This is a genomic window from Pseudomonas sp. NPDC089395, assembly GCF_044749525.1.
Classification (GTDB): domain Bacteria; phylum Pseudomonadota; class Gammaproteobacteria; order Pseudomonadales; family Pseudomonadaceae; genus Aquipseudomonas.
Window position 1 is genome coordinate 1,012,783 of record NZ_JBIVID010000001.1, and the last position, 21,639, is coordinate 1,034,421.

The window sequence follows — 21,639 nt, forward strand, 5'->3', positions numbered from 1 at the left end:
CAGGCGCCCGCGGAACGGTGAGCATACGCACCTTTCCGGTCTGCCTGCCGATGTCGATGAACCTGTTGCGTAGTTTTGCCCTGATCGTTTGTCTTGCGCCGCTGTGCCTGCCGGCTGGTGTGGCCCAGGCTGCGCAACCTGCCGCTCAGGAGCAGGGCAAGACGGCCAAGTCTGCAGCTAAGCAACCGGCCAAGCCCGTCAAGCGCAAGGCCAAGCCTGCGCACAAACCGGTCAGTCAGGAGGTGCGCCAGCCACTACCTAAGGCCAAGCTGGATCTGAGCTTGCCTGTCGACATGGTGAGGGAGCTGGAGCCCAATGTTGGTAGCTCCACGACACGACGCAAACCTTTGCTGCCGCCCATGTTCACCGAAAAGCCGGAAACGGACGACAGCCCGTTTCAGCTCAATGGTCGCCTGATCAACAACGAGATGCAGCTGCAGTTGCGTAACGACAGTCGCCGCGAAGTGGAAGGCGCAGCCATCGAATTCGAGTTCCGCCAATAGCCCGGTCGAACTGACTGTCGAGTCATGGCGGATTTCATCGGGCCAGCAATTTCAAACGTATGTTTGAGCGGTTACTATCCAGGGACGCTCGTCCCGTTTTGTTCCAGGGAGTCCTGTTTCCATGAAGTGTCGTGAGGGTTGCGGTGCCTGCTGCATCGCCCCATCCATCAGCTCGGCGATGCCGCGCATGCCTGAGGGCAAGCCGGCCGGTGAGCGCTGCCTGCACCTGACCGTCGACAACCTCTGCGACCTGTTCGGCAAGCCCGAGCGGCCGGCGGTGTGTGGGGGGTTCCAGGCGGATGTCGAGGTGTGCGGCAGTGACCGTGAAGAGGCGATCAGGATTCTCGGTTGGTGGGAGCAGATGACGGCGGCGTGACAAGGCTGGATCTTCGACAACAAGGATAAATATGATGAGATCGTTCAAGCGTATTGCACTGCTGTGTGGCGTGGGTGTTCTGCTGTCGCCGATGGCCTGGGCGGAAAACTGGCAAGTGGCCAAGGAAGCGGAGGGGATCAAGATCTCCCTCAGCGAAGTGCCGGGCTCCAAGTACAAGGCCTACCGTGGCGTGACTCTGATCAAGGCGCCCTTGGCCAAGGTCCAGGCGCTGCAGGAAGATGTGGCTGGGGCATGCGCCTGGGTGCATGAGTGCAAATCGCAGAAGCTGCTCAAGCACGAGGGTGACCAGAGCTGGACCTACACCCAGTTCAATACGCCGTGGCCGGTGACGCCGCGGGACTCGGTGCTGCATATCACCACGGTCAAGGATGCTGATGGCAGCCTGACGCGAAACTTGCAGGAAGAGCCGACCTACATTCCGGAAGAGAAGGGGTTTGTACGGGTGGCGAAAGTCGAAGGCTTCTGGAAGTTGGTGCCCAAGGGGGACAGTACGGAAGTGACCTATCAGGTGCACACCGAGCCGGGTGGTAGTGTGCCGGCGATGGTGGCCAACAAGTTCGTGGTGGATGCGCCGTTCAATACCCTGAAGGGGTTGCGCGAGCGGGCTGAGAAGAACTGAAGCCCGGATTACCAATTTGCGTTTCTGTAGGAGCGGCCTTGTGTCGCGAAAGGGCCGCAACGCGGCCCCAGGAATGTAGCGGCGAGGCATGGATTGTTGGGGCCGCGTTGCGGCCCTTTCGCGACACAAGGCCGCTCCTACAGAAAGGAAGGTAGAGCAGGCTTGTAGATCAATAAAAAAGGCTGCCCGAGGGCAGCCTTTTTGCGTTCGGCTCGGTGAGCTTACTTGCGGTCTTTCAGGTCGACGATGTCGCGCTGCAGCTCGCCGGTGTACAGCTGGCGCGGACGGCCAATCTTGTACGGGCTGGAGAGCATTTCTTTCCAGTGCGAGATCCAGCCCACGGTACGTGCCAGGGCGAAGATCACGGTGAACATGCTGGTCGGAATACCGATCGCCTTCAGGATGATACCCGAGTAGAAGTCGACGTTCGGGTACAGCGAGCGCTCGATGAAGTAAGGATCGGTCAGGGCGATCTCTTCCAGGCGCATGGCCAGTTCCAGCTGCGGGTCGTTCTTGATGCCCAACTCGCCCAGGACTTCGTCGCAGGTCTTTTTCATCACGGTGGCGCGCGGGTCGCGGTTCTTGTACACGCGGTGACCGAAGCCCATGAGTTTGAACGGGTCGTTCTTGTCCTTGGCCTTGGCGATGTACTTGTCGATGTTCGAGACATCGCCAATTTCATCGAGCATGGTCAATACGGCTTCGTTCGCACCGCCGTGGGCAGGGCCCCACAGAGCAGCGATACCGGCGGCGATACAGGCGAACGGGTTGGCACCCGAAGACCCAGCCAGGCGCACGGTGGAGGTGGAGGCGTTCTGCTCATGGTCGGCATGGAGGATGAAGATCTTGTCCATTGCCTTGGCCAGCACCGGGCTGATCGGTTTGATCTCGCACGGGGTGTTGAACATCATGTGCAGGAAGTTTTCCGCGTACGACAGGTCGTTGCGCGGGTACATCATCGGCTGGCCCATGGAGTACTTGTAAACCATCGCGGCCAGGGTCGGCATCTTGGCGACCAGGCGCACCGCGGAGATTTCGCGGTGTTGCGGGTTATTGATGTCCAGGGAGTCGTGGTAGAACGCCGACAGGGCGCCGACCACACCGCACATCACCGCCATCGGGTGAGCGTCGCGGCGGAAACCGTTGAAGAACGACTTCAGCTGCTCGTGAACCATGGTGTGGTTCTTCACGGTGCTGACGAACTGAGCCTTCTGCTCGGCATTCGGCAGTTCGCCGTTGAGCAGCAGATAGCAAGTTTCCAGGTAGTCCGATTGCTCGGCGAGCTGTTCGATCGGGTAGCCGCGGTGCAGCAGCACGCCCTTGTCGCCGTCAATGTAGGTGATCTTCGACTCGCACGAGGCAGTCGCCATGAAACCGGGGTCGAAGGTGAAGTGACCAGTGGCCCCCAACCCGCGGACGTCGATTACATCAGGACCAACGGTGCCGGTTAAAATGGGCAGCTCGACGGGGGCAGCGCCCTCGATGACCAACTGCGCTTTTTTGTCAGCCATGTGGCCTCCTATTAATGCTTGAAATCATCAGACAGACCCCCCACGCAGGGCCCGCACCACTATAGAGAAGTAAATTCGAATGTCAATTTGCCTAAAGGCTGCTTGAAAGCGGCCTGCAGGCCTGATTTTTCACGAAATTCTCGCCCATTTACGCCTTTTGCTCGCTAAAGGCAATGCGCTATTTGGGCTACCCCCTCACGTTGTCATAAGCAGCCTAACTGTCTATACTCGGCACCCGACCGCCAGGGGCTTGCAAGCCCGAACTGCTGGGGGTCGCCGTTCCCTGGGTGGTGGGTACCTGACCAGTACACTTACCAACAACTTTGCCCTGATTCGCTAGGGGCTCTTCAGTGTGAAAAAAGCCGTGAAAAGCCAACGACCTGTAAACCTAGACCTAAGGACCATCAAGCTCCCTGTCACTGCGTACACGTCCATCCTGCACCGTATCTCCGGCGTCATCCTGTTCATCGGCCTTGCCATCATGCTTTACGCATTGGGCAAGTCGCTGGGTTCCGAGGAAGGCTTCGGCGAGGTGAAGGCGTGTCTGACCAGCCCGCTGGCCAAGTTCGTGACCTGGGGCCTGCTATCCGCCCTGCTTTATCACCTCGTGGCAGGTGTACGCCACCTGATCATGGACATGGGCATCGGTGAGACGCTGGAAGGCGGCAAGCTGGGCTCGAAAATCGTGATCGTCATCTCCGTGGTGCTGATCGTTCTGGTGGGAGTTTGGGTATGGTAACCAATGTCACGAACCTGTCGCGTTCGGGCCTCTATGACTGGATGGCGCAGCGCGTCTCGGCGGTCGTTCTCGCGGCTTACTTCATCTTCCTGATCGGCTACGTGGTCGCCCACCCAGGCATCGACTACACCCAGTGGCACGGTCTGTTCTCCAACAACGCGATGCGGATCTTCAGTCTGCTGGCCCTCGTTGCCCTGGGCGCTCACGCCTGGGTCGGCATGTGGACCATCGCCACCGACTACCTGACGCCGATGTCGTTCGGCAAGTCGGCGACTGCGATTCGTTTCCTGTTCCAGGCGGTATGCGGCGTTGCGATGTTCGCTTACTTCGTCTGGGGTGTGCAGATTCTCTGGGGTATCTGATCCATGGCTAGCATTCCAACCATTTCTTTCGACGCCATCATCATTGGTGGCGGCGGCGCCGGCATGCGCGCAGCGCTGCAGCTGGCCCAGGGCGGCCACAAGACCGCTGTGGTCACCAAGGTCTTCCCGACCCGTTCGCACACTGTTTCCGCCCAGGGCGGCATCACCTGCGCCATCGCTTCGGCCGACCCGAACGATGACTGGCGCTGGCACATGTACGATACCGTCAAAGGTTCCGACTACATCGGTGACCAGGACGCTATCGAATACATGTGTCAGGAAGGCCCGGCCGCGGTCTTCGAGCTGGACCACATGGGCCTGCCGTTCTCGCGTACCGAAACCGGCCGTATCTACCAGCGTCCGTTCGGTGGTCAGTCCAAGGACTTCGGCAAGGGTGGCCAGGCTGCCCGTACCTGCGCCGCTTCCGACCGTACTGGTCACGCGCTGCTGCACACCCTCTATCAGGGCAACCTGAAAGCCGGCACCACCTTCCTTAATGAGTACTACGCTGTCGACCTGGTGAAGAACCAGGAAGGCGCTTTCGTCGGTGTGATCGCGATCTGCATCGAAACCGGCGAAACCATGTACATCAAGTCCAAGGCCACCGTGCTGGCCACTGGCGGTGCGGGCCGTATCTACGCCTCGACCACCAACGCCCTGATCAACACCGGTGACGGTATCGGCATGGCCCTGCGTGCAGGCGTACCGGTGCAGGACATCGAGATGTGGCAGTTCCACCCGACCGGCATCGCCGGCGCCGGTGTACTGGTCACCGAAGGTTGCCGCGGTGAAGGTGGCTACCTGATCAACGCCCACGGCGAGCGCTTCATGGAGCGTTACGCGCCGAACGCGAAAGACCTGGCCGGCCGCGACGTTGTCGCCCGTTCCATGGTCAAGGAAATCATCGCCGGCAACGGCGTGGGCCCGAACAAGGACCACGTATTGCTGAAGCTGGACCACCTGGGCGAGGAAGTGCTGCACAGCCGCCTGCCAGGTATCTGCGAACTGTCCAAGACCTTCGCTCACGTCGACCCAGTCGTCGCGCCGGTCCCGGTCGTTCCAACCTGCCACTACATGATGGGTGGTGTTGCCACCAACATTCATGGCCAGGCCATCACCATGGACGACGAAGGCAAGGATCACATCATCCCTGGCCTGTTCGCCGTAGGTGAAGTGGCGTGCGTATCGGTTCACGGTGCCAACCGCCTGGGCGGCAACTCGCTGCTCGACCTGGTGGTGTTCGGCCGTGCTGCCGGCCTGCACCTGGAGAAGGCGCTGAGCGACGGCATCGAGCATCTCGACGCCAGCGACACCGATATCGATGTTGCCCTGAGCCGCCTGAACAAGCTCAACGAGCGCTCCACTGGCGAAGACGTTGCCAGCCTCAAGCGCGAGCTGCAGAGCTGCATGCAGAACTACTTCGGTGTATTCCGTACCGGCGAATACATGCTGAAGGGTATCGAGCAGTTGGCTGGCCTGCGCGAGCGTATCGCCAACGTCAAGATCAACGACAAGTCCCAGGCCTTCAACACCGCGCGTATCGAAGCGCTGGAGCTGCAGAACCTGCTGGAAGTTGCCGAAGCGACCGCCATTGCGGCCGAAGCCCGTAAAGAGTCCCGCGGCGCTCACGCCCGTGAAGACTTCGAAGACCGTGACGACGAAAACTGGCTGTGCCACACCCTGTACTACCCGGGTGAGAAGCGCGTTGCCAAGCGTGGCGTCAACTTTGCGCCGAAGACTGTTCCAGCCTTCGAACCAAAAGTCCGGACTTACTAAGGGTGGCTGCTATGTTGAAAGTCGAAGTTTATCGTTACAACCCGGACACCGACTCGGCGCCCAAGATGGAGTCGTTCGACGTCGATACCGGCGGCAAGGACCTGATGGTTCTGGATGTATTGGCGCTGATCAAGGAAAAGGACGAGGGTTTCTCGTACCGTCGTTCTTGCCGTGAAGGCGTGTGCGGTTCCGATGGCATGAACATGAACGGCAAGAACGGCCTGGCCTGCATCACCCCGCTGTCGGGTGTGGTGAAGGGCAACAAGCTGGTTCTGCGTCCGCTGCCAGGCCTGCCGGTCATTCGTGACCTGGTGGTCGACATGAGCATCTTCTACAAGCAGTACGAGAAGGTGAAGCCATTCCTGCAGAACGATACGCCGGCTCCGGCTATCGAGCGTCTGCAGTCGCCGGAAGATCGCGACAAGCTGGACGGTCTGTACGAGTGCATCCTGTGCGCCTGCTGCTCGACCTCCTGCCCGTCGTTCTGGTGGAACCCGGACAAGTTCCTGGGCCCCGCCGCCCTGCTGCAGGCCTATCGCTTCCTGGCCGACAGCCGTGACACCAAGACCCAGGAGCGCCTGGCGTCCCTGGATGACCCGTTCAGCGTATTCCGCTGCCGCGGGATCATGAACTGCGTGAACGTTTGCCCGAAGGGTCTGAACCCGACCAAGGCAATCGGCCACGTACGTAACATGCTGCTGCAAAGCGGCACCTGATTCAAAGCGTTGTAACTGCAGTAAGCCGAGGTGCGGGTGGTGAGCCCGCACTGAGGTAAAACCTGAGCAAGGGCCTACAAAGCCTGCGCTCGATACCTATGAAGATATGAGACCAGCAGGGGCTTTCCGGGCTGGTACCCGGAAAATCAGCAGGATCCAAGTGGCGTGGTTCAGTCGCTGTGTTCGGACTTTTCCAGGTTTGCTCTGGCTCTCGCCGATCAGTCCCCTAACCGAGGGTGACCAAGCATGCAAGAAAGCGTGATGCAGCGCATGTGGGAAAGCGCCCACCTTTCAGGTGGTAACGCTGCATATGTGGAAGAGCTCTACGAGCTCTACCTGCACGACCCTAACGCTGTGCCAGAAGAGTGGCGCACTTACTTCCAGAAGTTGCCTGCTGATGGCAGCACCGCTACCGATGTATCGCACTCGACGATCCGCGACCATTTCGTACTGCTGGCAAAGAACCAGCGCCGCGCCCAACCGGTATCCGCCGGGAGCGTGAGCACAGAACACGAGAAGAAGCAGGTTGAAGTACTGCGACTGATCCAGGCCTATCGTATGCGCGGCCATCAGGCTGCCAAGCTCGACCCGTTGGGGTTGTGGCAGCGCCCTGCGCCCGTAGACCTGTCGATCAATCACTACGGCTTGACCAATGCCGATCTTGATACGACCTTCCGTGCCGGCGACCTGTTCATCGGCAAAGAGGAAGCGAGCCTACGCGACATCTTCGAGGCACTCCAGAAGACATATTGTCGCACCATTGGCGCCGAATTCACCCACATCACCGATTCCGAGCAGCGCAGCTGGTTCCAGCAACGCCTGGAAAGCGTGCGCGGCCGTCCGGAGTTTTCCGCCGACGTGCAGGCTCACCTGCTCGAGCGCGTGACCGCCGGTGAAGGCCTTGAGAAGTACCTGGGCACCAAGTACCCAGGCACCAAGCGCTTCGGCCTGGAGGGTGGTGAAAGCCTGATCCCGATGCTGGACGAAATGATCCAGCGCTCCGGCTCCTACGGCACCAAGGAAGTTGTCATCGGCATGGCCCACCGCGGCCGTCTGAACGTGCTGGTGAACACCTTCGGCAAGAACCCGCGCGAGCTGTTCGACGAGTTCGAAGGCAAGAAGATGAACGAGCTGGGCTCCGGTGACGTGAAGTATCACCAGGGCTTCTCCTCCAACGTCATGACCCCTGGTGGCGAAGTTCACCTGGCCATGGCGTTCAACCCGTCCCACCTGGAAATTGTCTCGCCAGTGGTGGAAGGTTCGGTGCGCGCCCGTCAGGACCGTCGCAACGATACCGTGGGTGACAAGGTGCTGCCGATCTCGATCCACGGTGACGCTGCGTTCGCCGGCCAGGGCGTGGTCATGGAAACCTTCCAGATGTCGCAGACCCGCGGTTTCAAGACCGGCGGTACTGTGCACATCGTGATCAACAACCAGGTTGGTTTCACCATCAGCAACCCGCTGGACTCGCGTTCCACCGAGTACGCTACCGACGTCGCCAAGATGATCCAGGCGCCGATCCTGCACGTGAACGGCGATGACCCGGAAGCGGTGCTGTTCGTGACCCAGCTGGCCATCGATTACCGCATGCAGTTCAAGCGTGACGTGGTCATCGACCTGGTCTGCTACCGCCGTCGCGGCCACAACGAGGCTGACGAGCCGAACGGTACTCAGCCTCTGATGTACCAGCAGATCAGCAAGCAGCGCACCACCCGCGAGCTGTACGCCGAGTCGCTGATCCAGGCCGGTCGCATCGACGCCGAGCGCGCCCAGGCCAAGATCGACGAGTACCGCAACGCGCTGGACAACGGTCTGCACGTGGTCAAGAGCCTGGTCAAGGAGCCGAACCGCGAGCTGTTCGTCGACTGGCGTCCGTACCTGGGTCATGCCTGGACCGCGCGTCACGACACCCGCTTCGACCTCAAGACCCTGCAGGAACTGTCGGCCAAGCTGCTGGAACTGCCGGAAGGCTTCGTCGTCCAGCGTCAGGTGTCGAAGATCTACGAAGACCGTCAGAAGATGCAGGCCGGTGGCTTGCCGATCAACTGGGGTTATGCAGAGACCATGGCCTACGCCACCTTGCAGTTCGAAGGTCACCCGATCCGCATGACCGGCCAGGACATCGGCCGTGGCACCTTCTCGCACCGCCACGCGGTGTTGCACAACCAGAAGGACGCCAGCACCTACGTACCGCTGCAGAACCTGTTCCCGGGCCAGCCGCGCTTCGACCTGTACGACTCCTTCCTCTCGGAAGAAGCGGTACTGGCCTTCGAATACGGTTACTCGACCACCACGCCGAACGCGCTGGTGATCTGGGAAGCCCAGTTCGGCGACTTCGCCAACGGTGCGCAAGTGGTGATCGACCAGTTCATCACCAGCGGTGAGCACAAGTGGGGCCGTCTGTGCGGTCTGACCATGCTGCTGCCACATGGCTATGAAGGGCAGGGCCCGGAGCACTCCTCCGCGCGTCTGGAGCGTTACCTGCAGCTGTGCGCCGAGCACAACATCCAGGTCTGCGTACCGACCACCCCGGCACAGATCTACCACCTGCTGCGTCGTCAGGTCATCCGCCCGCTGCGTAAGCCGCTGGTAGTCCTGACGCCGAAGTCGCTGCTGCGCCACAAGCTGGCCATCTCGACCCTGGAAGACCTGGCAGAAGGTTCGTTCCAGACCGTGATCCCGGAAGTCGATGCAATCGACCCGGCCAAAGTCGAGCGCCTGGTCCTGTGCAGCGGCAAGGTCTACTACGACCTGCTGGAAAAACGCCGTGCCGAAGGCCGCGAAGACATCGCGATCCTGCGTATCGAGCAGCTGTATCCGTTCCCCGAGGACGACCTGGTCGAAATCCTGGCGCAGTACAGCAACCTCAAGCATGCAGTCTGGTGTCAGGAAGAGCCGATGAACCAGGGCGCCTGGTACAGCAGTCAGCACCACATGCGCCGTATCCTGGGCCGCCACAACAAGGCGCTGGTCCTGGAATACGCCGGTCGCGACGCTTCTGCCGCGCCAGCTTGTGGTTACGCATCGAAGCACGCCGAACAGCAGGAAAAACTGCTGCAAGACGCCTTCACTGTCTAACGCCTTCGCGCACCTGAAACCGAATTTAAGGAAATACTGATAATGGCTATCGAGATCAAAGCCCCAACCTTCCCGGAATCGGTCGCCGACGGCACCGTTGCCACCTGGTACAAGAAGCCGGGCGAAGCCATCAAGCGTGACGAACTGATCGTCGACATCGAGACCGACAAGGTCGTCCTGGAAGTGCTGGCTACCGCCGATGGCGTGCTGGGTGACATCGTCAAGGGCGAGGGCGAAACCGTCCTGTCCGACGAAGTGCTGGGTTCGATCGTTGAAGGCGGCGCTGCTGCCGCTCCAGCCGCTGCCCCGGCCGCTGCTGCTCCGGCTGCCGCTGCTGCCGACGCTGGCGAAGACGACCCGGTCGCCGCTCCAGCCGCGCGCAAGCTGGCTGAAGAGAACGGCATCGACCTGGCCACCGTTGCCGGTACCGGCAAAGGCGGTCGCGTGACCAAGGAAGACGTGGTCGCTGCAGTGGCCAACAAGAAATCGGCGCCTGCTGCCAAGCCTGCCGCTGCCGCCGCTGCTCCGGTTGTGACCGCCGCTGGCGACCGCACCGAGAAGCGCGTGCCGATGACCCGTCTGCGTGCCAAGATCGCCGAGCGTCTGGTCGAAGCCCAGTCCAACATGGCGATGCTGACCACCTTCAACGAAGTCGACATGACCGAAGTCATGGCCCTGCGTTCGAAGTACAAGGACCTGTTCGAGAAGACCCACAACGGCGTGCGCCTGGGCTTCATGTCGTTCTTCGTCAAGGCCGCCACCGAAGCACTGAAGCGCTTCCCGGCAGTCAACGCCTCGATCGACGGCAACGACATCGTCTACCACGGCTTCGCCGACGTCGGCGTTGCCGTCTCCAGCGACCGTGGCCTGGTGGTACCGGTTCTGCGTAACGCCGAGTCGATGAGCCTGGCTGAAATCGAGAACGGCATTGCGACCTTCGGCAAGAAGGCCCGTGACGGCAAGCTGTCGATCGAAGAAATGACCGGCGGCACCTTCACCATCACCAACGGTGGTACCTTCGGTTCGATGATGTCGACCCCGATCGTCAACCCGCCGCAGGCTGCCATTCTCGGCATGCACAACATCATCCAGCGTCCGATGGCCATCAATGGCCAAGTGGTAATCCGCCCGATGATGTACCTGGCGCTGTCGTACGATCACCGCCTGATCGACGGCAAGGAAGCGGTAACCTTCCTGGTCACCATCAAGAACCTGCTGGAAGATCCGTCTCGCCTGCTGCTGGACATCTAACCCTCTGGCTGCGTACCGTTCGGCCCCTGCCTTCGAAAGAAGCGGGGCCGCGCGGTTCGCGGCTTGTAGCTTGTAGCTGATAAGGAATCTTTTATGACCCAGAAATTCGACGTAGTGGTGATTGGTGCAGGTCCTGGCGGCTATGTGGCTGCCATCAAGGCTGCCCAACTTGGTCTGAAGACTGCCTGTATCGAGAAGTACACCGACGCCGAGGGCAAGCTGGCCCTGGGCGGCACCTGCCTGAACGTAGGCTGCATTCCGTCCAAGGCGCTGCTGGACAGCTCCTGGAAGTACAAGGAAGCCAAAGAGAGCTTCAACGTCCACGGTATCTCCACTGGCGAAGTGAAGATGGACGTCGCCGCGATGGTTGGCCGCAAGGCTGGCATCGTCAAGAACCTGACCGGTGGCGTTGCCACGCTGTTCAAGGCCAACGGCGTCACTTCGATCCAAGGCCACGGCAAACTGCTGGCTGGCAAGAAAGTCGAAGTCACCAAGGCTGACGGCACCACCGAAGTCATCGAAGCCGAGAACGTGATCCTGGCCTCCGGTTCGCGTCCGATCGACATTCCGCCGGCTCCGGTCGACCAGAACGTCATCGTCGACTCCACCGGCGCCCTGGAATTCCAGACCGTGCCACAACGCCTGGGCGTGATCGGCGCTGGCGTCATCGGCCTGGAGCTGGGTTCGGTATGGTCGCGCCTGGGTGCCCAGGTCACCGTCCTGGAAGCCCTGGACACCTTCCTGATGGCTGCCGACACCGCCGTGTCGAAAGAAGCCCAGAAGACCCTGACCAAGCAAGGCCTGGACATCAAGCTGGGCGCTCGCGTCACCGGCTCGAAAGTCAACGGCAACGAAGTCGAAGTGACCTACACCGACGCCAACGGCGAGCAGAAGATCACCTTCGACAAGCTGATCGTCGCGGTCGGCCGTCGCCCGGTGACCACTGACCTGCTGGCCGCCGACAGCGGCGTGACCATCGACGAGCGTGGCTACATCTTCGTCGATGATCACTGCGCTACCAGCGTACCGGGCGTCTACGCCATCGGTGACGTGGTGCGTGGCATGATGCTGGCGCACAAGGCCTCGGAAGAGGGCATCATGGTCGTCGAGCGCATCAAGGGCCACAAAGCCCAGATGAACTACGACCTGATCCCGTCGGTTATCTACACCCACCCGGAAATCGCGTGGGTCGGCAAGACCGAACAAGCCTTGAAGGCCGAGGGTGTTGAGGTTAACGTAGGCACCTTCCCGTTCGCGGCCAGCGGCCGTGCGATGGCAGCCAACGACACCGGTGGTTTCGTCAAGGTCATCGCCGATGCCAAGACCGACCGCGTACTGGGTGTGCACGTGATTGGCCCATCGGCTGCCGAACTGGTACAGCAGGGCGCAATCGCAATGGAATTCGGCACCAGTGCCGAGGATCTGGGCATGATGGTCTTCAGCCATCCAACCCTGTCCGAAGCGTTGCATGAAGCAGCGCTGGCAGTGAATGGCGGCGCCATTCACGTGGCCAACCGTAAGAAGCGTTAATTATAAGAAACCACGGCGGGCTGCCCGTCGTGAGTCTTGCGTGCATGACTCACCGCGGAACGTCCGCCGGACCGAATCACACGGGAAAACCCGGGGTTAACAACGGTCACAGGTGGTGCGGCGCCAGCAATGGCGCAGCGCCGAAGCGCAGTACCTAACGAAGACGGTAAAAAGCATGAATCTTCACGAGTATCAGGGTAAGCAGCTGTTCGCTGAATACGGCCTGCCAGTTTCCAAGGGTTTCGCAGTCGACACCCCTGAAGCCGCAGCAGAAGCCTGCGACAAGATCGGCGGTTCCGAATGGGTTGTAAAAGCCCAGGTTCACGCAGGTGGTCGCGGTAAAGCGGGCGGCGTCAAGCTGGTTCGCAGCAAGGAAGACGCCAAGGCGTTCGCTGCGCAATGGTTGGGCAAGCGCCTGGTGACCTACCAGACCGACGCCAACGGTCAGCCAGTGACCAAGATCCTGGTCGAATCCTGCACTGACATCGCCAAAGAGCTGTACCTGGGCGCTGTAGTCGATCGCTCGAGCCGCCGTATCGTGTTCATGGCTTCCACCGAAGGTGGCGTGGACATCGAGAAAGTCGCTCACGAAACTCCTGAGAAGATCATCAAGGCTACTATCGATCCGCTGGTCGGCGCTCAGCCGTTCCAGGGTCGTGAACTGGCATTCCAGCTGGGTCTGGAAGGCAAGCAAGTTGCACAGTTCGCCAAGATTTTCGTAGGCCTGGCCAAGCTCTTCAAAGAGCACGACCTGGCCCTGCTGGAAGTGAACCCGCTGGTCATCAAGGCCGACGGCGACCTGCACTGCCTGGATGCGAAGATCAACATCGACGCAAACGCCATGTACCGTCAGCCTAAGCTGAAAACCTTCCACGACCCGTCGCAGGACGATCCTCGTGAAGCCCACGCTGCCAGCTTCGAGCTGAACTACGTGGCCCTGGAAGGCAACATCGGCTGCATGGTCAACGGTGCTGGCCTGGCCATGGGTACCATGGACATCGTCAACCTGCACGGCGGCAAGCCAGCCAACTTCCTCGACGTAGGCGGCGGTGCCACCAAAGAGCGCGTTACCGAAGCGTTCAAGATCATTCTGTCCGACAGCAATGTCGCGGCCGTTCTGGTCAACATCTTCGGCGGCATCGTTCGCTGCGACATGATTGCCGAAGGCATCATCGGTGCAGTGAAAGAAGTCGGCGTCAAGGTTCCGGTCGTCGTTCGCCTTGAAGGCAACAACGCCGAACTGGGCGCTAAAGTACTGGCAGAAAGCGGTTTGAACATCATTGCGGCAACCAGCCTGACCGACGCTGCTCAACAAGTTGTCAAAGCTGCGGAGGGCAAGTAATGAGCGTCCTGATCAATAAAGATACCAAAGTCATCTGCCAGGGCTTCACCGGCTCGCAGGGTACTTTCCACTCCGAACAAGCCATCGCCTACGGCACCAAGATGGTCGGCGGCGTAACCCCAGGCAAGGGTGGCACCACCCACCTGGGCCTGCCGGTGTTCAACACCGTCAAGGAAGCCGTGGAAGCTACCGGCGCTGATGCTTCGGTCATCTACGTTCCGGCTCCGTTCTGCAAGGACTCGATCCTGGAAGCGGCCTTCGGCGGCATCAAGCTGATCGTCTGCATCACCGAAGGCATTCCGACCCTGGACATGCTGGACGCCAAAGTCAAGTGCGACGAGCTGGGCGTTACCCTGATCGGCCCTAACTGCCCAGGCGTGATCACGCCGGGCGAGTGCAAGATCGGCATCATGCCAGGTCACATCCACCTGCCAGGCAAGGTCGGTATCGTTTCGCGTTCCGGTACCCTGACCTATGAAGCCGTGAAGCAGACCACCGACGCCGGCTTCGGCCAGTCGACCTGCGTCGGCATCGGTGGTGACCCGATCCCGGGCTCCAACTTCATCGACATCCTGAAGCTGTTCCAGGAAGACCCGAAGACCGAAGCGATCGTCATGATCGGTGAGATCGGCGGTTCGGCTGAAGAAGAAGCCGCGGCCTACATCAAGGCCAACGTGACCAAGCCGGTCGTTTCCTACATCGCGGGTGTTACCGCACCTGCGGGCAAGCGCATGGGCCACGCTGGCGCCATCATTTCCGGCGGCAAGGGCACTGCGGACGAGAAGTTCGCCGCCCTGCAGGACGCTGGTGTGAAGACCGTGCGTTCCCTGGCTGACATCGGCAAGGCCCTGGCCGAGCTGACTGGCTGGGAAGTCAAGAAGTAAGTAACACGCAGTACCCCCACGCGCACAGAGGCCACCTTCGGGTGGCCTCTGTCGTTTCTGGGATTAGTATTGCCTGCACTGGCCCTATCGCCGGCGCAGACAGCAACGATTTTTCGATAGGTTTGATAGGTTTTTTCACACAGACGAATTTCCCATGTCTGGGATAATTCCTACTGTCATCGGTCACGCAGACGACAAACATGTACGCACATCGGACAAGCAGTACCGTTGCAGTGCGTTTACCCGGTAAAACGGTTAATCTACGCGTTCACTCTGTGCCCGTACCCCAAAAGGGAACGACACGCTAAACGGGTCTGGCCTATCAAGCCGGGCAGCATTTCCCTCATCCATGGGGAAATCCCTTCTCGAATCCCGATTTCAGCAGTGTGGTACTACCCTAAATGAAAGTTTTAAAAGGCCAGGATATCCTGGCACTTGGCTTTATGACGTTTGCGCTTTTCGTGGGCGCCGGCAATATCATCTTCCCGCCTATCGTTGGCCTGCAATCCGGTCCACACGTATGGATGGCTGCCCTGGGCTTCCTGGTAACCGCGGTAGGCCTCCCGGTCATCACCGTGGTCGCGCTGGCCAAGGTCGGTGGCGGTATGGATGCCCTGAGCAGTCCTATCGGCAAGTTCTTCGGTGGCCTGTTGGCGGCCGTGTGCTATCTGTCGGTCGGCCCGCTGTTCGCTACCCCGCGGACCGCGACCGTGTCGTTCGAAGTCGGTGTGGCACCGCTGACCGGCGAAAGCCCGCTGGCGCTGTTCATCTACAGCCTGGTGTACTTCCTCGTAGTGCTGGCAGTGTCCATGTATCCGGGCAAGTTGCTCGATACCGTGGGTCGCTTCCTCGCGCCGCTGAAGATCATCGCCCTGGCCGTGCTCGGCATTGCAGCGTTCGCGCTGCCAGCAGGGACCATTGGTGAAGCGCAGCCGGCCTATGCCGCCGCCGCATTCTCCAAGGGCTTCTCCGATGGCTACCTGACCATGGATACGCTTGGCGCCCTGGTCTTCGGTATCGTCATCGTCAACGCCATCCGCTCGCGCGGTGTCGAGTCGCCAAAGCTGATCACCCGCTATGCCATCATCGCTGGCCTGATCGCCGGCGTCGGCCTTGCGCTGGTGTACGTCAGCCTGTTCCGTCTTGGGGCCAGCAGCCACGAGATCGCCGCGGATGCCACCAACGGTGCGGCGGTATTGCATGCTTATGTGCAGCACACCTTCGGCTCGCTGGGCAGCGGTTTCCTGGCGGTGCTGATCGCCTTGGCCTGCCTGGTGACCGCTGTTGGCCTGACCTGCGCCTGCGCCGAGTACTTCAGCCAGATCCTGCCGCTGTCGTACCGTGCGCTGGTGGTGATCCTGGCGGGCTTCTCGCTGGTGATCTCCAACCTGGGTCTGACCAAGCTGATCATGTTCTCGATTCCGGTGCTGACCGCCATCTATCCGCCTTGCATCGTGGTGGTGGGGCTGAGCTTCGTGAAGGAGCTGTGGCATTCGCCGACCCGAATCCTGGCACCGGTAATGGCGGTGTCGCTGCTGTTCGGCGTGATCGACGCGATCAAGGGCAGCACCATTGCCCACGTGCTGCCAGACTTCATGGCGCACCTGCCGCTGAGCGACCAGGGCCTGGCTTGGCTGGTGCCTTCGGTGGTGACGCTGGTTGGCGCCGTGGCCTGCGACCGCATGCTCGGCAAGCCGCGCGAAGCGTTGGCCTGATGCGTTGAAGCCTGGGGGCGGCACCGGCCACAAGCCGTAGGGTGCACGCCGCAGGTGGAGACCAGAAAACCCCGCATTCGCAAGGATGCGGGGTTTTTGTTTGTCTGCACGGGCCTCATCGCCGGCAAGCCGGATCAGGCAAGGAACATTTTGTGCCGAATGTGTGTCTTTACCGACTTGCCGACGTCGAAATCCGGTTCCTATTCTTTATGCACCTTGCCTTCGGGAAACCTGCATGAACTTCATCCAAAACAACTTCCACAACTTGCTGGCCGTCTGCTGGTTCGCACTCTGCTGGGGTGGTTACACCCGCTACGCCATCTGGAAGGGGCGCGACACCGCGTGCCTGGCCAGCGTGTTGCACATGTACCGCGAAGACTGGATGCGACGCATGTTGCTGCGCGACAACCGTATCGCCGATGCCAGCGTGATCGGTAACCTGGAGCGTAATGCGTCGTTCTTCGCCTCCAGTACCCTGATCATCCTGGCCGGCATTCTCACTGTGCTGGGGGCTTCGGACCGTGCACTGTCATTGCTGGCTGATCTGCCGTTGGTACAGCAGGCATCCCAGGGCATGTCGGAAATCAAGTTGCTGTGTCTGGCGATGGTGTTCGTCTATGCCTTCTTCACCTTTAGCTGGTGCATGCGCCAATACAACTTCGCTGCCGTGTTGGTGGGTTCGGCCCCCATGATTGGTGAACGCCTGGTCAATGAGTTGGAGCGCAAGGCCTTTGCTTCAAGAGCGGCACGGGTATTGTCGCTGGCGGCCAACCAGTTCAACTTCGGCCTGCGTTCTTATTATTTCGGCATGGCCATGCTCACCTGGTTCATCAGCCCTTGGCTGTTCATGGTCGTGAGTGTGGGGGTTGTGCTGGTGCTGTACCGCCGCGAGTTTCATTCCGATGTGCTCGAAGTCATGGTATTCACGCCAACCGAGAGTGCGCCTACCGAGGCCGGCAAAGAAACTATTGCTAGTACCTGAAACGTTTAATCCGAAGTTACAGGCACAAAAAAACCCGACAGTTGTCGGGTTTTTTTGTGCGGCTCGATTACTGCTTGGCAGGCTCGGCTGGAGCAGTTTCCGGCGCCGGAGTTGCCGGAGCGGCTTCTTCGGCAGCCTTCTTCTCGGCTTCGGCCTGATCTTTGGCGGCTTCGGCGTTTTCCTTGGCGGCTTCGTTCATCTTATCCTGAGCTTCGCCCATCTTTTCCTGGGCTTGCTCGGCGTGTTGCTGTGCGTCTTGGGCTTTGTCTTCGCTCGCTTTATCGCAAGCAGCCAGGCCCATGGCAGCAGCCAGCATCAGAGCAAAAGCAAAAGGTTTACGCATGGGGGTGTATCTCCTTGGTGGAATAAGTGACTTGTTCCTTCGAGTTCATCCACAGCGGATAAGTTCCGCAGAGTTTGCACATATATAAAGCCCCGATCTATATAGACTTTTTACCGATTTTATGCCGGCGCGACTGTTATCAGGGGAAGTACGGATGAGCGATTCCAGCTTGGTGGCCATGGCCGAACGCTTCTTGTCGGCGCTTAAACATTGCCAGGTGTTGCAGATGCGCGTGGCCCATGCCGATGCCGAAGGTATGACACTGATGCTGCCCTGGTCACCCGCCATTGTTGGCAACCCGCAGACCGGCGCGGTGCATGGCGGGGCCTTGACCACGCTGATGGACACCACCTGCGGCATGGCCACGCTGTGTGTGCTACCGCGTTTCGAGGTCTGCCCAACCCTGGACCTGCGGATCGACTACATGCACCCGGCTGAAGCAGGCAAGGCCATCTACGGCCATGCCCAGTGCTACCGGGTTACCCGTGATGTCATCTTCACCCGAGGCACGGCTTACCAGGATGACCCCAACCAGCCGATCTGCCAGGTGGTGGGCACGTTCATGCGCCTGGGGCAAGAGATCAAGGGCGGCATTCGCTTCGGCAACACCCTGAAGGAGGGCGGTGCATGATCCCCCAAGACGTGCGTCAACGCCTCAATGCAGCCCATGCCGTTGGCGACTACCAGCCATTGCTGGCGCTGATTCCCTATGCGTCCCTGATCGGCATCACCTGCGAGCGTCAGGGCGATGACCTGCTGTTCCTCCTGCCAGCCAACCAGGACAACATCGGCAACCCGTTGCTTCCGGCCATCCATGGGGGTGTCATCGCGGGCTTCATGGAGCTTTCGGCGGCGCTTTACCTGTTGATCTACAGCGAGAGCGCGAGCATCCCGAAGATCATCGATTTCTCCATCGACTACCTGCGCGCCGGGCACTACCGCGACACTTACGCCCAGTGCCAGCTGTGGCGTCAGGGCCGGCGGGTGACCAACGTGGCGATCACCGCCTGGCAGGGTGACAGGCAGTCACCGATCGCCACCGCACGTGCGCATTTCAAGATCGAACCGGAAAAGCCCTTGAAATCACCCGGGCAGCCCCCATCTGCATGACATCCGCCGTAAACGCGGGCCGAATCGGCCGCCAGGCGCCACCTGCCATCAGATCGGAGTTTTGAAGACCATGAGTGTGGAAACACAAAAGGAAACCCTGGGCTTCCAGACCGAGGTGAAGCAACTGCTGCACCTCATGATTCATTCGCTGTATTCGAACAAAGAGATCTTCCTGCGTGAGCTGATCTCCAACGCCTCCGACGCCGCCGACAAGCTGCGCTTCGAAGCCTTGGCCAAGCCAGAGCTGTTCGAGGGCGATGCCGATCTGAAGATCCGCCTGAGCTTCGACAAGGACGCCGGGACCGTGACCCTCGAGGACAACGGCATCGGCATGAGCCGGGAAGACGTCATCGCCCACCTGGGCACCATCGCCAAGTCCGGCACCGCCGACTTCATGAAGAACCTCACCGGTGACCAGAAGAAAGACTCGCACCTGATCGGCCAGTTCGGCGTGGGCTTCTACTCGGCGTTCATCGTCGCCGACAAGGTCGACGTCTACAGCCGTCGCGCCGGCCAGCCGGCCGCCGAAGGCGTGCACTGGTCGTCCAAGGGCGAAGGCGAGTTCGAAGTCGCTACCATCGAAAAACCTGAGCGCGGCACCCGCATCGTCCTGCACCTGAAGAAGGACGAGCAGGAGTTCGCCGATGGCTGGCGCCTGCGCAACGTGGTCAAGAAGTACTCCGACCACATTGCCCTGCCGATCCAGCTGCCGAAAGAGCAGGCTGCCGCCGAAGGCGAAGCGCAGCCAGCCGAAGAATGGGAAACCGTCAACCGCGCCAGCGCCCTGTGGACCCGTCCGCGTACCGAGATCAAGGACGAGGAATACCAGGAGTTCTACAAGCACATCGGCCATGACTTCGAGAACCCGCTGGCCTGGAGCCACAACAAGGTCGAAGGCAAGCTCGAGTACAGCTCGCTGCTGTACGTGCCAGCCCGTGCGCCGTTCGACCTGTACCAGCGCGAAGCGCCACGCGGCCTGAAGCTGTATGTGCAGCGCGTATTCATCATGGACCAGGCCGAGTCGTTCCTGCCGCTGTACCTGCGTTTCATCAAAGGTGTGGTCGACTCCAACGACCTGTCGCTGAACGTCTCCCGCGAGATCCTGCAGAAGGATCCGATCATCGATTCGATGAAGACCGCGCTGACCAAGCGCGTGCTGGACATGCTGGAGAAGCTGGCGAAGAACGAGCCTGAGCAATACAAAGGCTTCTGGAAGAACTTCGGCCAGGTGCTGAAGGAAGGCCCGGCCGAAGACTTCGCCAACAAGGAGAAGATCGCTGGCCTGCTGCGCTTCGCCTCTACCCATGACGACAGTGGCGAGCAGAGCGTTGCCCTGGCCGAATACCTGGCGCGCGCCAAGGAAGGTCAGGACAAGATCTACTACCTCACCGGTGAGACCTACGCGCAGGTCAAGAACAGCCCGCACCTGGAAGTCTTCCGCAAGAAAGGCATCGAAGTGCTGCTGCTGACCGACCGTATCGACGAGTGGCTGATGAGCTACCTCAACGAATTCGACGGCAAGGCCTTCGTCGACGTCGCCCGTGGCGACCTGGACCTGGGCAAGCTGGACTCCGAAGAGGACAAGAAAGCCCAGGAAGAAGTGGCCAAGGAAAAAGAAGGCCTGGTCGAACGCCTGAAGGGTGCGCTGGGTGACAGCGTCGCCGAGGTACGCGTTTCGCACCGCCTGACCGACTCGCCGGCGATTCTCGCCATCGGCGAACAGGACCTGGGCCTGCAGATGCGCCAGATTCTCGAAGCCAGTGGGCAGAAAGTGCCGGATTCGAAGCCAATCTTCGAATTCAACCCGACCCACCCGCTGATCGAGAAGCTCGACCACGAGCAGAGCGAAGACCGCTTCGCCGAGCTGTCGCACATCCTCTTCGATCAGGCGGCCCTGGCGGCCGGTGACAGCTTGAAGGACCCGGCGGCTTACGTTCGTCGCCTGAACAAGCTGCTGGTCGAGCTGTCTGCTTGAGTTGATGCACAGAAAGCCCGCTTCGGCGGGCTTTTTTAATGGTCAGTAGCTAAGGAGTGCTTGATGAGCAAGGTAATCGTCGAATCGTTGGTCTATCACCTCTCCGGCAAAGCCTATGAAAGCCGCCTGGTCTACGAGCCAGGTGCGTTGGGCCGGCCTGGCCTGGTCATGGCGCCGAACTGGATGGGTATTGGCGAAGGCGCCGAGCGCATTGCCAAGGAAGTGGCTGAAAAAGGGTATGTGGTGCTGATTGCCGACCTGTACGGGCAATCGGTACGCCCGTCCAATGCCGATGAGGCGGGGGCGGCGATGATGCCATTGAAGAATGATCGGGCCGAGCTGCGCAAACGCATGCAGGAGGCCCTGGCGCAACTGCTGGGGCAGTCCAAGGCATTGCTGGAGCCAGGCAAGGTGGCCACCTTCGGCTTCTGCTTTGGCGGTTGCTGCGCCCTGGAGTTGGCCCGCACCGGTGCCGACCTGAAGGCGGCAGTGTCGTTCCACGGGACGCTGGATACCCCGAACCCGGAAGATGCCAAGCGCATCAAGGGCTCGGTGCTGGTGTTGCACGGTGCCGCCGATCCGCTGGTGCCGAAGGAGCAGTTGCCGGCGTTCGAGGAGGAGATGAACGCGGCCAAGGTCGACTGGCAGTTGCTGAGCTACGGTGGCGCGGTGCATTCGTTCACCGACCCGAATGCCAACGTGCCGGGCAAGATGCAGTATGACCGCCGCACCGCGGAGCGGGCGTTCCGCTCGATGCACAATCTGTTCACCGAAGTGTTCCAGCACTGATGGTGCAGGGGGCTGCT

At 60.5% G+C, this 21,639-nt stretch carries 20 protein-coding genes; 18 read left to right on the top strand and 2 right to left on the bottom strand.

The window, feature by feature from the left end; translation table 11 throughout:
• Positions 1 to 56: 56 nt before the first annotated feature.
• The 3 genes from ACIPZG_RS04540 (at position 57) to ACIPZG_RS04550 (ending at position 1,519) form a co-directional block, all read left to right on the top strand.
• The gene (locus ACIPZG_RS04540) at positions 57 to 503 is read left to right on the top strand and encodes a hypothetical protein (protein ID WP_400710883.1); all 447 of its coding nucleotides are present in this window, start codon (positions 57 to 59) and stop codon (positions 501 to 503) included.
• A 121-nt stretch (positions 504 to 624) separates the two neighbouring features.
• Positions 625 to 879, top strand: coding sequence for a YkgJ family cysteine cluster protein (locus ACIPZG_RS04545; protein WP_008091885.1), 255 nt, complete (start codon positions 625 to 627; stop codon positions 877 to 879).
• A 34-nt stretch (positions 880 to 913) separates the two neighbouring features.
• Positions 914 to 1,519, top strand: a complete 606-nt coding sequence (locus ACIPZG_RS04550; RefSeq protein WP_400710652.1) for an START domain-containing protein — start codon at positions 914 to 916, stop codon at positions 1,517 to 1,519.
• A gap of 221 nt (positions 1,520 to 1,740) precedes the next feature.
• Here ACIPZG_RS04550 and gltA read toward each other — a convergent pair whose 3' ends face one another.
• A complete protein-coding gene (gltA, locus tag ACIPZG_RS04555; protein ID WP_008091889.1) occupies positions 1,741 to 3,030 on the bottom strand; it encodes a citrate synthase in 1,290 nt (429 codons plus the stop codon).
• A gap of 352 nt (positions 3,031 to 3,382) precedes the next feature.
• Here gltA and sdhC point away from each other — a divergent pair, with 352 nt between their 5' ends.
• The 11 genes from sdhC to ACIPZG_RS04610 all read left to right on the top strand — a co-directional run bounded on the left by sdhC (position 3,383) and on the right by ACIPZG_RS04610 (position 17,405).
• Positions 3,383 to 3,769, top strand: a complete 387-nt coding sequence (sdhC, locus tag ACIPZG_RS04560) for a succinate dehydrogenase, cytochrome b556 subunit (protein ID WP_008091902.1) — start codon at positions 3,383 to 3,385, stop codon at positions 3,767 to 3,769.
• Positions 3,763 to 4,131 carry a succinate dehydrogenase, hydrophobic membrane anchor protein gene (gene sdhD, locus ACIPZG_RS04565; RefSeq protein ID WP_008091903.1) on the top strand — a complete coding sequence of 123 codons (369 nt, stop codon included), beginning with the start codon at positions 3,763 to 3,765 and terminating at the stop codon, positions 4,129 to 4,131. The genes sdhC and sdhD overlap by 7 nt, the downstream gene beginning before the upstream one ends.
• 3 nt (positions 4,132 to 4,134) lie before the next feature.
• Entirely contained in the window at positions 4,135 to 5,907 is a 1,773-nt protein-coding gene (gene sdhA / locus ACIPZG_RS04570) for a succinate dehydrogenase flavoprotein subunit (protein WP_400710655.1), read from the top strand.
• Positions 5,908 to 5,918: 11 nt separating this feature from the next.
• Complete coding sequence (locus ACIPZG_RS04575) at positions 5,919 to 6,623, top strand: succinate dehydrogenase iron-sulfur subunit (RefSeq protein ID WP_012315348.1); 705 nt, start codon at positions 5,919 to 5,921, stop codon at positions 6,621 to 6,623.
• Between the two features lie 246 nt (positions 6,624 to 6,869).
• Complete coding sequence (locus ACIPZG_RS04580; protein WP_400710658.1) at positions 6,870 to 9,701, top strand: 2-oxoglutarate dehydrogenase E1 component; 2,832 nt, start codon at positions 6,870 to 6,872, stop codon at positions 9,699 to 9,701.
• Between the two features lie 42 nt (positions 9,702 to 9,743).
• A complete protein-coding gene (gene odhB, locus ACIPZG_RS04585) occupies positions 9,744 to 10,952 on the top strand; it encodes a 2-oxoglutarate dehydrogenase complex dihydrolipoyllysine-residue succinyltransferase (RefSeq protein WP_400710661.1) in 1,209 nt (402 codons plus the stop codon).
• Between the two features lie 93 nt (positions 10,953 to 11,045).
• Complete coding sequence (gene lpdA / locus ACIPZG_RS04590; protein ID WP_008091912.1) at positions 11,046 to 12,482, top strand: dihydrolipoyl dehydrogenase; 1,437 nt, start codon at positions 11,046 to 11,048, stop codon at positions 12,480 to 12,482.
• Positions 12,483 to 12,657: 175 nt separating this feature from the next.
• The gene (gene sucC / locus ACIPZG_RS04595; RefSeq protein ID WP_008091914.1) at positions 12,658 to 13,824 is read left to right on the top strand and encodes an ADP-forming succinate--CoA ligase subunit beta; all 1,167 of its coding nucleotides are present in this window, start codon (positions 12,658 to 12,660) and stop codon (positions 13,822 to 13,824) included.
• Entirely contained in the window at positions 13,824 to 14,708 is an 885-nt protein-coding gene (gene sucD, locus ACIPZG_RS04600; RefSeq protein ID WP_004376004.1) for a succinate--CoA ligase subunit alpha, read from the top strand. Before sucC ends, sucD begins: the two co-directional genes overlap by 1 nt.
• 401 nt (positions 14,709 to 15,109) lie before the next feature.
• Entirely contained in the window at positions 15,110 to 16,423 is a 1,314-nt protein-coding gene (brnQ, locus tag ACIPZG_RS04605) for a branched-chain amino acid transport system II carrier protein (RefSeq protein ID WP_400710664.1), read from the top strand.
• A 235-nt stretch (positions 16,424 to 16,658) separates the two neighbouring features.
• Positions 16,659 to 17,405: a DUF599 domain-containing protein gene (locus ACIPZG_RS04610; protein WP_400710667.1), complete on the top strand. Its 747-nt coding sequence runs from the start codon at positions 16,659 to 16,661 to the stop codon at positions 17,403 to 17,405.
• Positions 17,406 to 17,472: 67 nt separating this feature from the next.
• Here the strand turns inward: ACIPZG_RS04610 and ACIPZG_RS04615 are convergent, their stop codons facing one another.
• The gene (locus ACIPZG_RS04615; RefSeq protein ID WP_008091929.1) at positions 17,473 to 17,748 is read right to left on the bottom strand and encodes a hypothetical protein; all 276 of its coding nucleotides are present in this window, start codon (positions 17,746 to 17,748) and stop codon (positions 17,473 to 17,475) included.
• Positions 17,749 to 17,902: 154 nt separating this feature from the next.
• On the opposite strand from ACIPZG_RS04615, the gene ACIPZG_RS04620 reads away from it, so the two are divergent.
• The 4 genes from ACIPZG_RS04620 (at position 17,903) to ACIPZG_RS04635 (ending at position 21,622) form a co-directional block, all read left to right on the top strand.
• Positions 17,903 to 18,379: a PaaI family thioesterase gene (locus ACIPZG_RS04620; protein WP_400710670.1), complete on the top strand. Its 477-nt coding sequence runs from the start codon at positions 17,903 to 17,905 to the stop codon at positions 18,377 to 18,379.
• Positions 18,376 to 18,858: a PaaI family thioesterase gene (locus tag ACIPZG_RS04625; protein ID WP_400642137.1), complete on the top strand. Its 483-nt coding sequence runs from the start codon at positions 18,376 to 18,378 to the stop codon at positions 18,856 to 18,858. Before ACIPZG_RS04620 ends, ACIPZG_RS04625 begins: the two co-directional genes overlap by 4 nt.
• Positions 18,859 to 18,928: 70 nt before the next feature.
• On the top strand, positions 18,929 to 20,833 hold the full coding sequence (htpG, locus tag ACIPZG_RS04630) for a molecular chaperone HtpG (protein WP_400710673.1): 1,905 nt from the start codon (positions 18,929 to 18,931) through the stop codon (positions 20,831 to 20,833).
• A 63-nt stretch (positions 20,834 to 20,896) separates the two neighbouring features.
• Entirely contained in the window at positions 20,897 to 21,622 is a 726-nt protein-coding gene (locus ACIPZG_RS04635; protein ID WP_400710676.1) for a dienelactone hydrolase family protein, read from the top strand.
• The last annotated feature ends 17 nt before the right edge of the window (positions 21,623 to 21,639 follow it).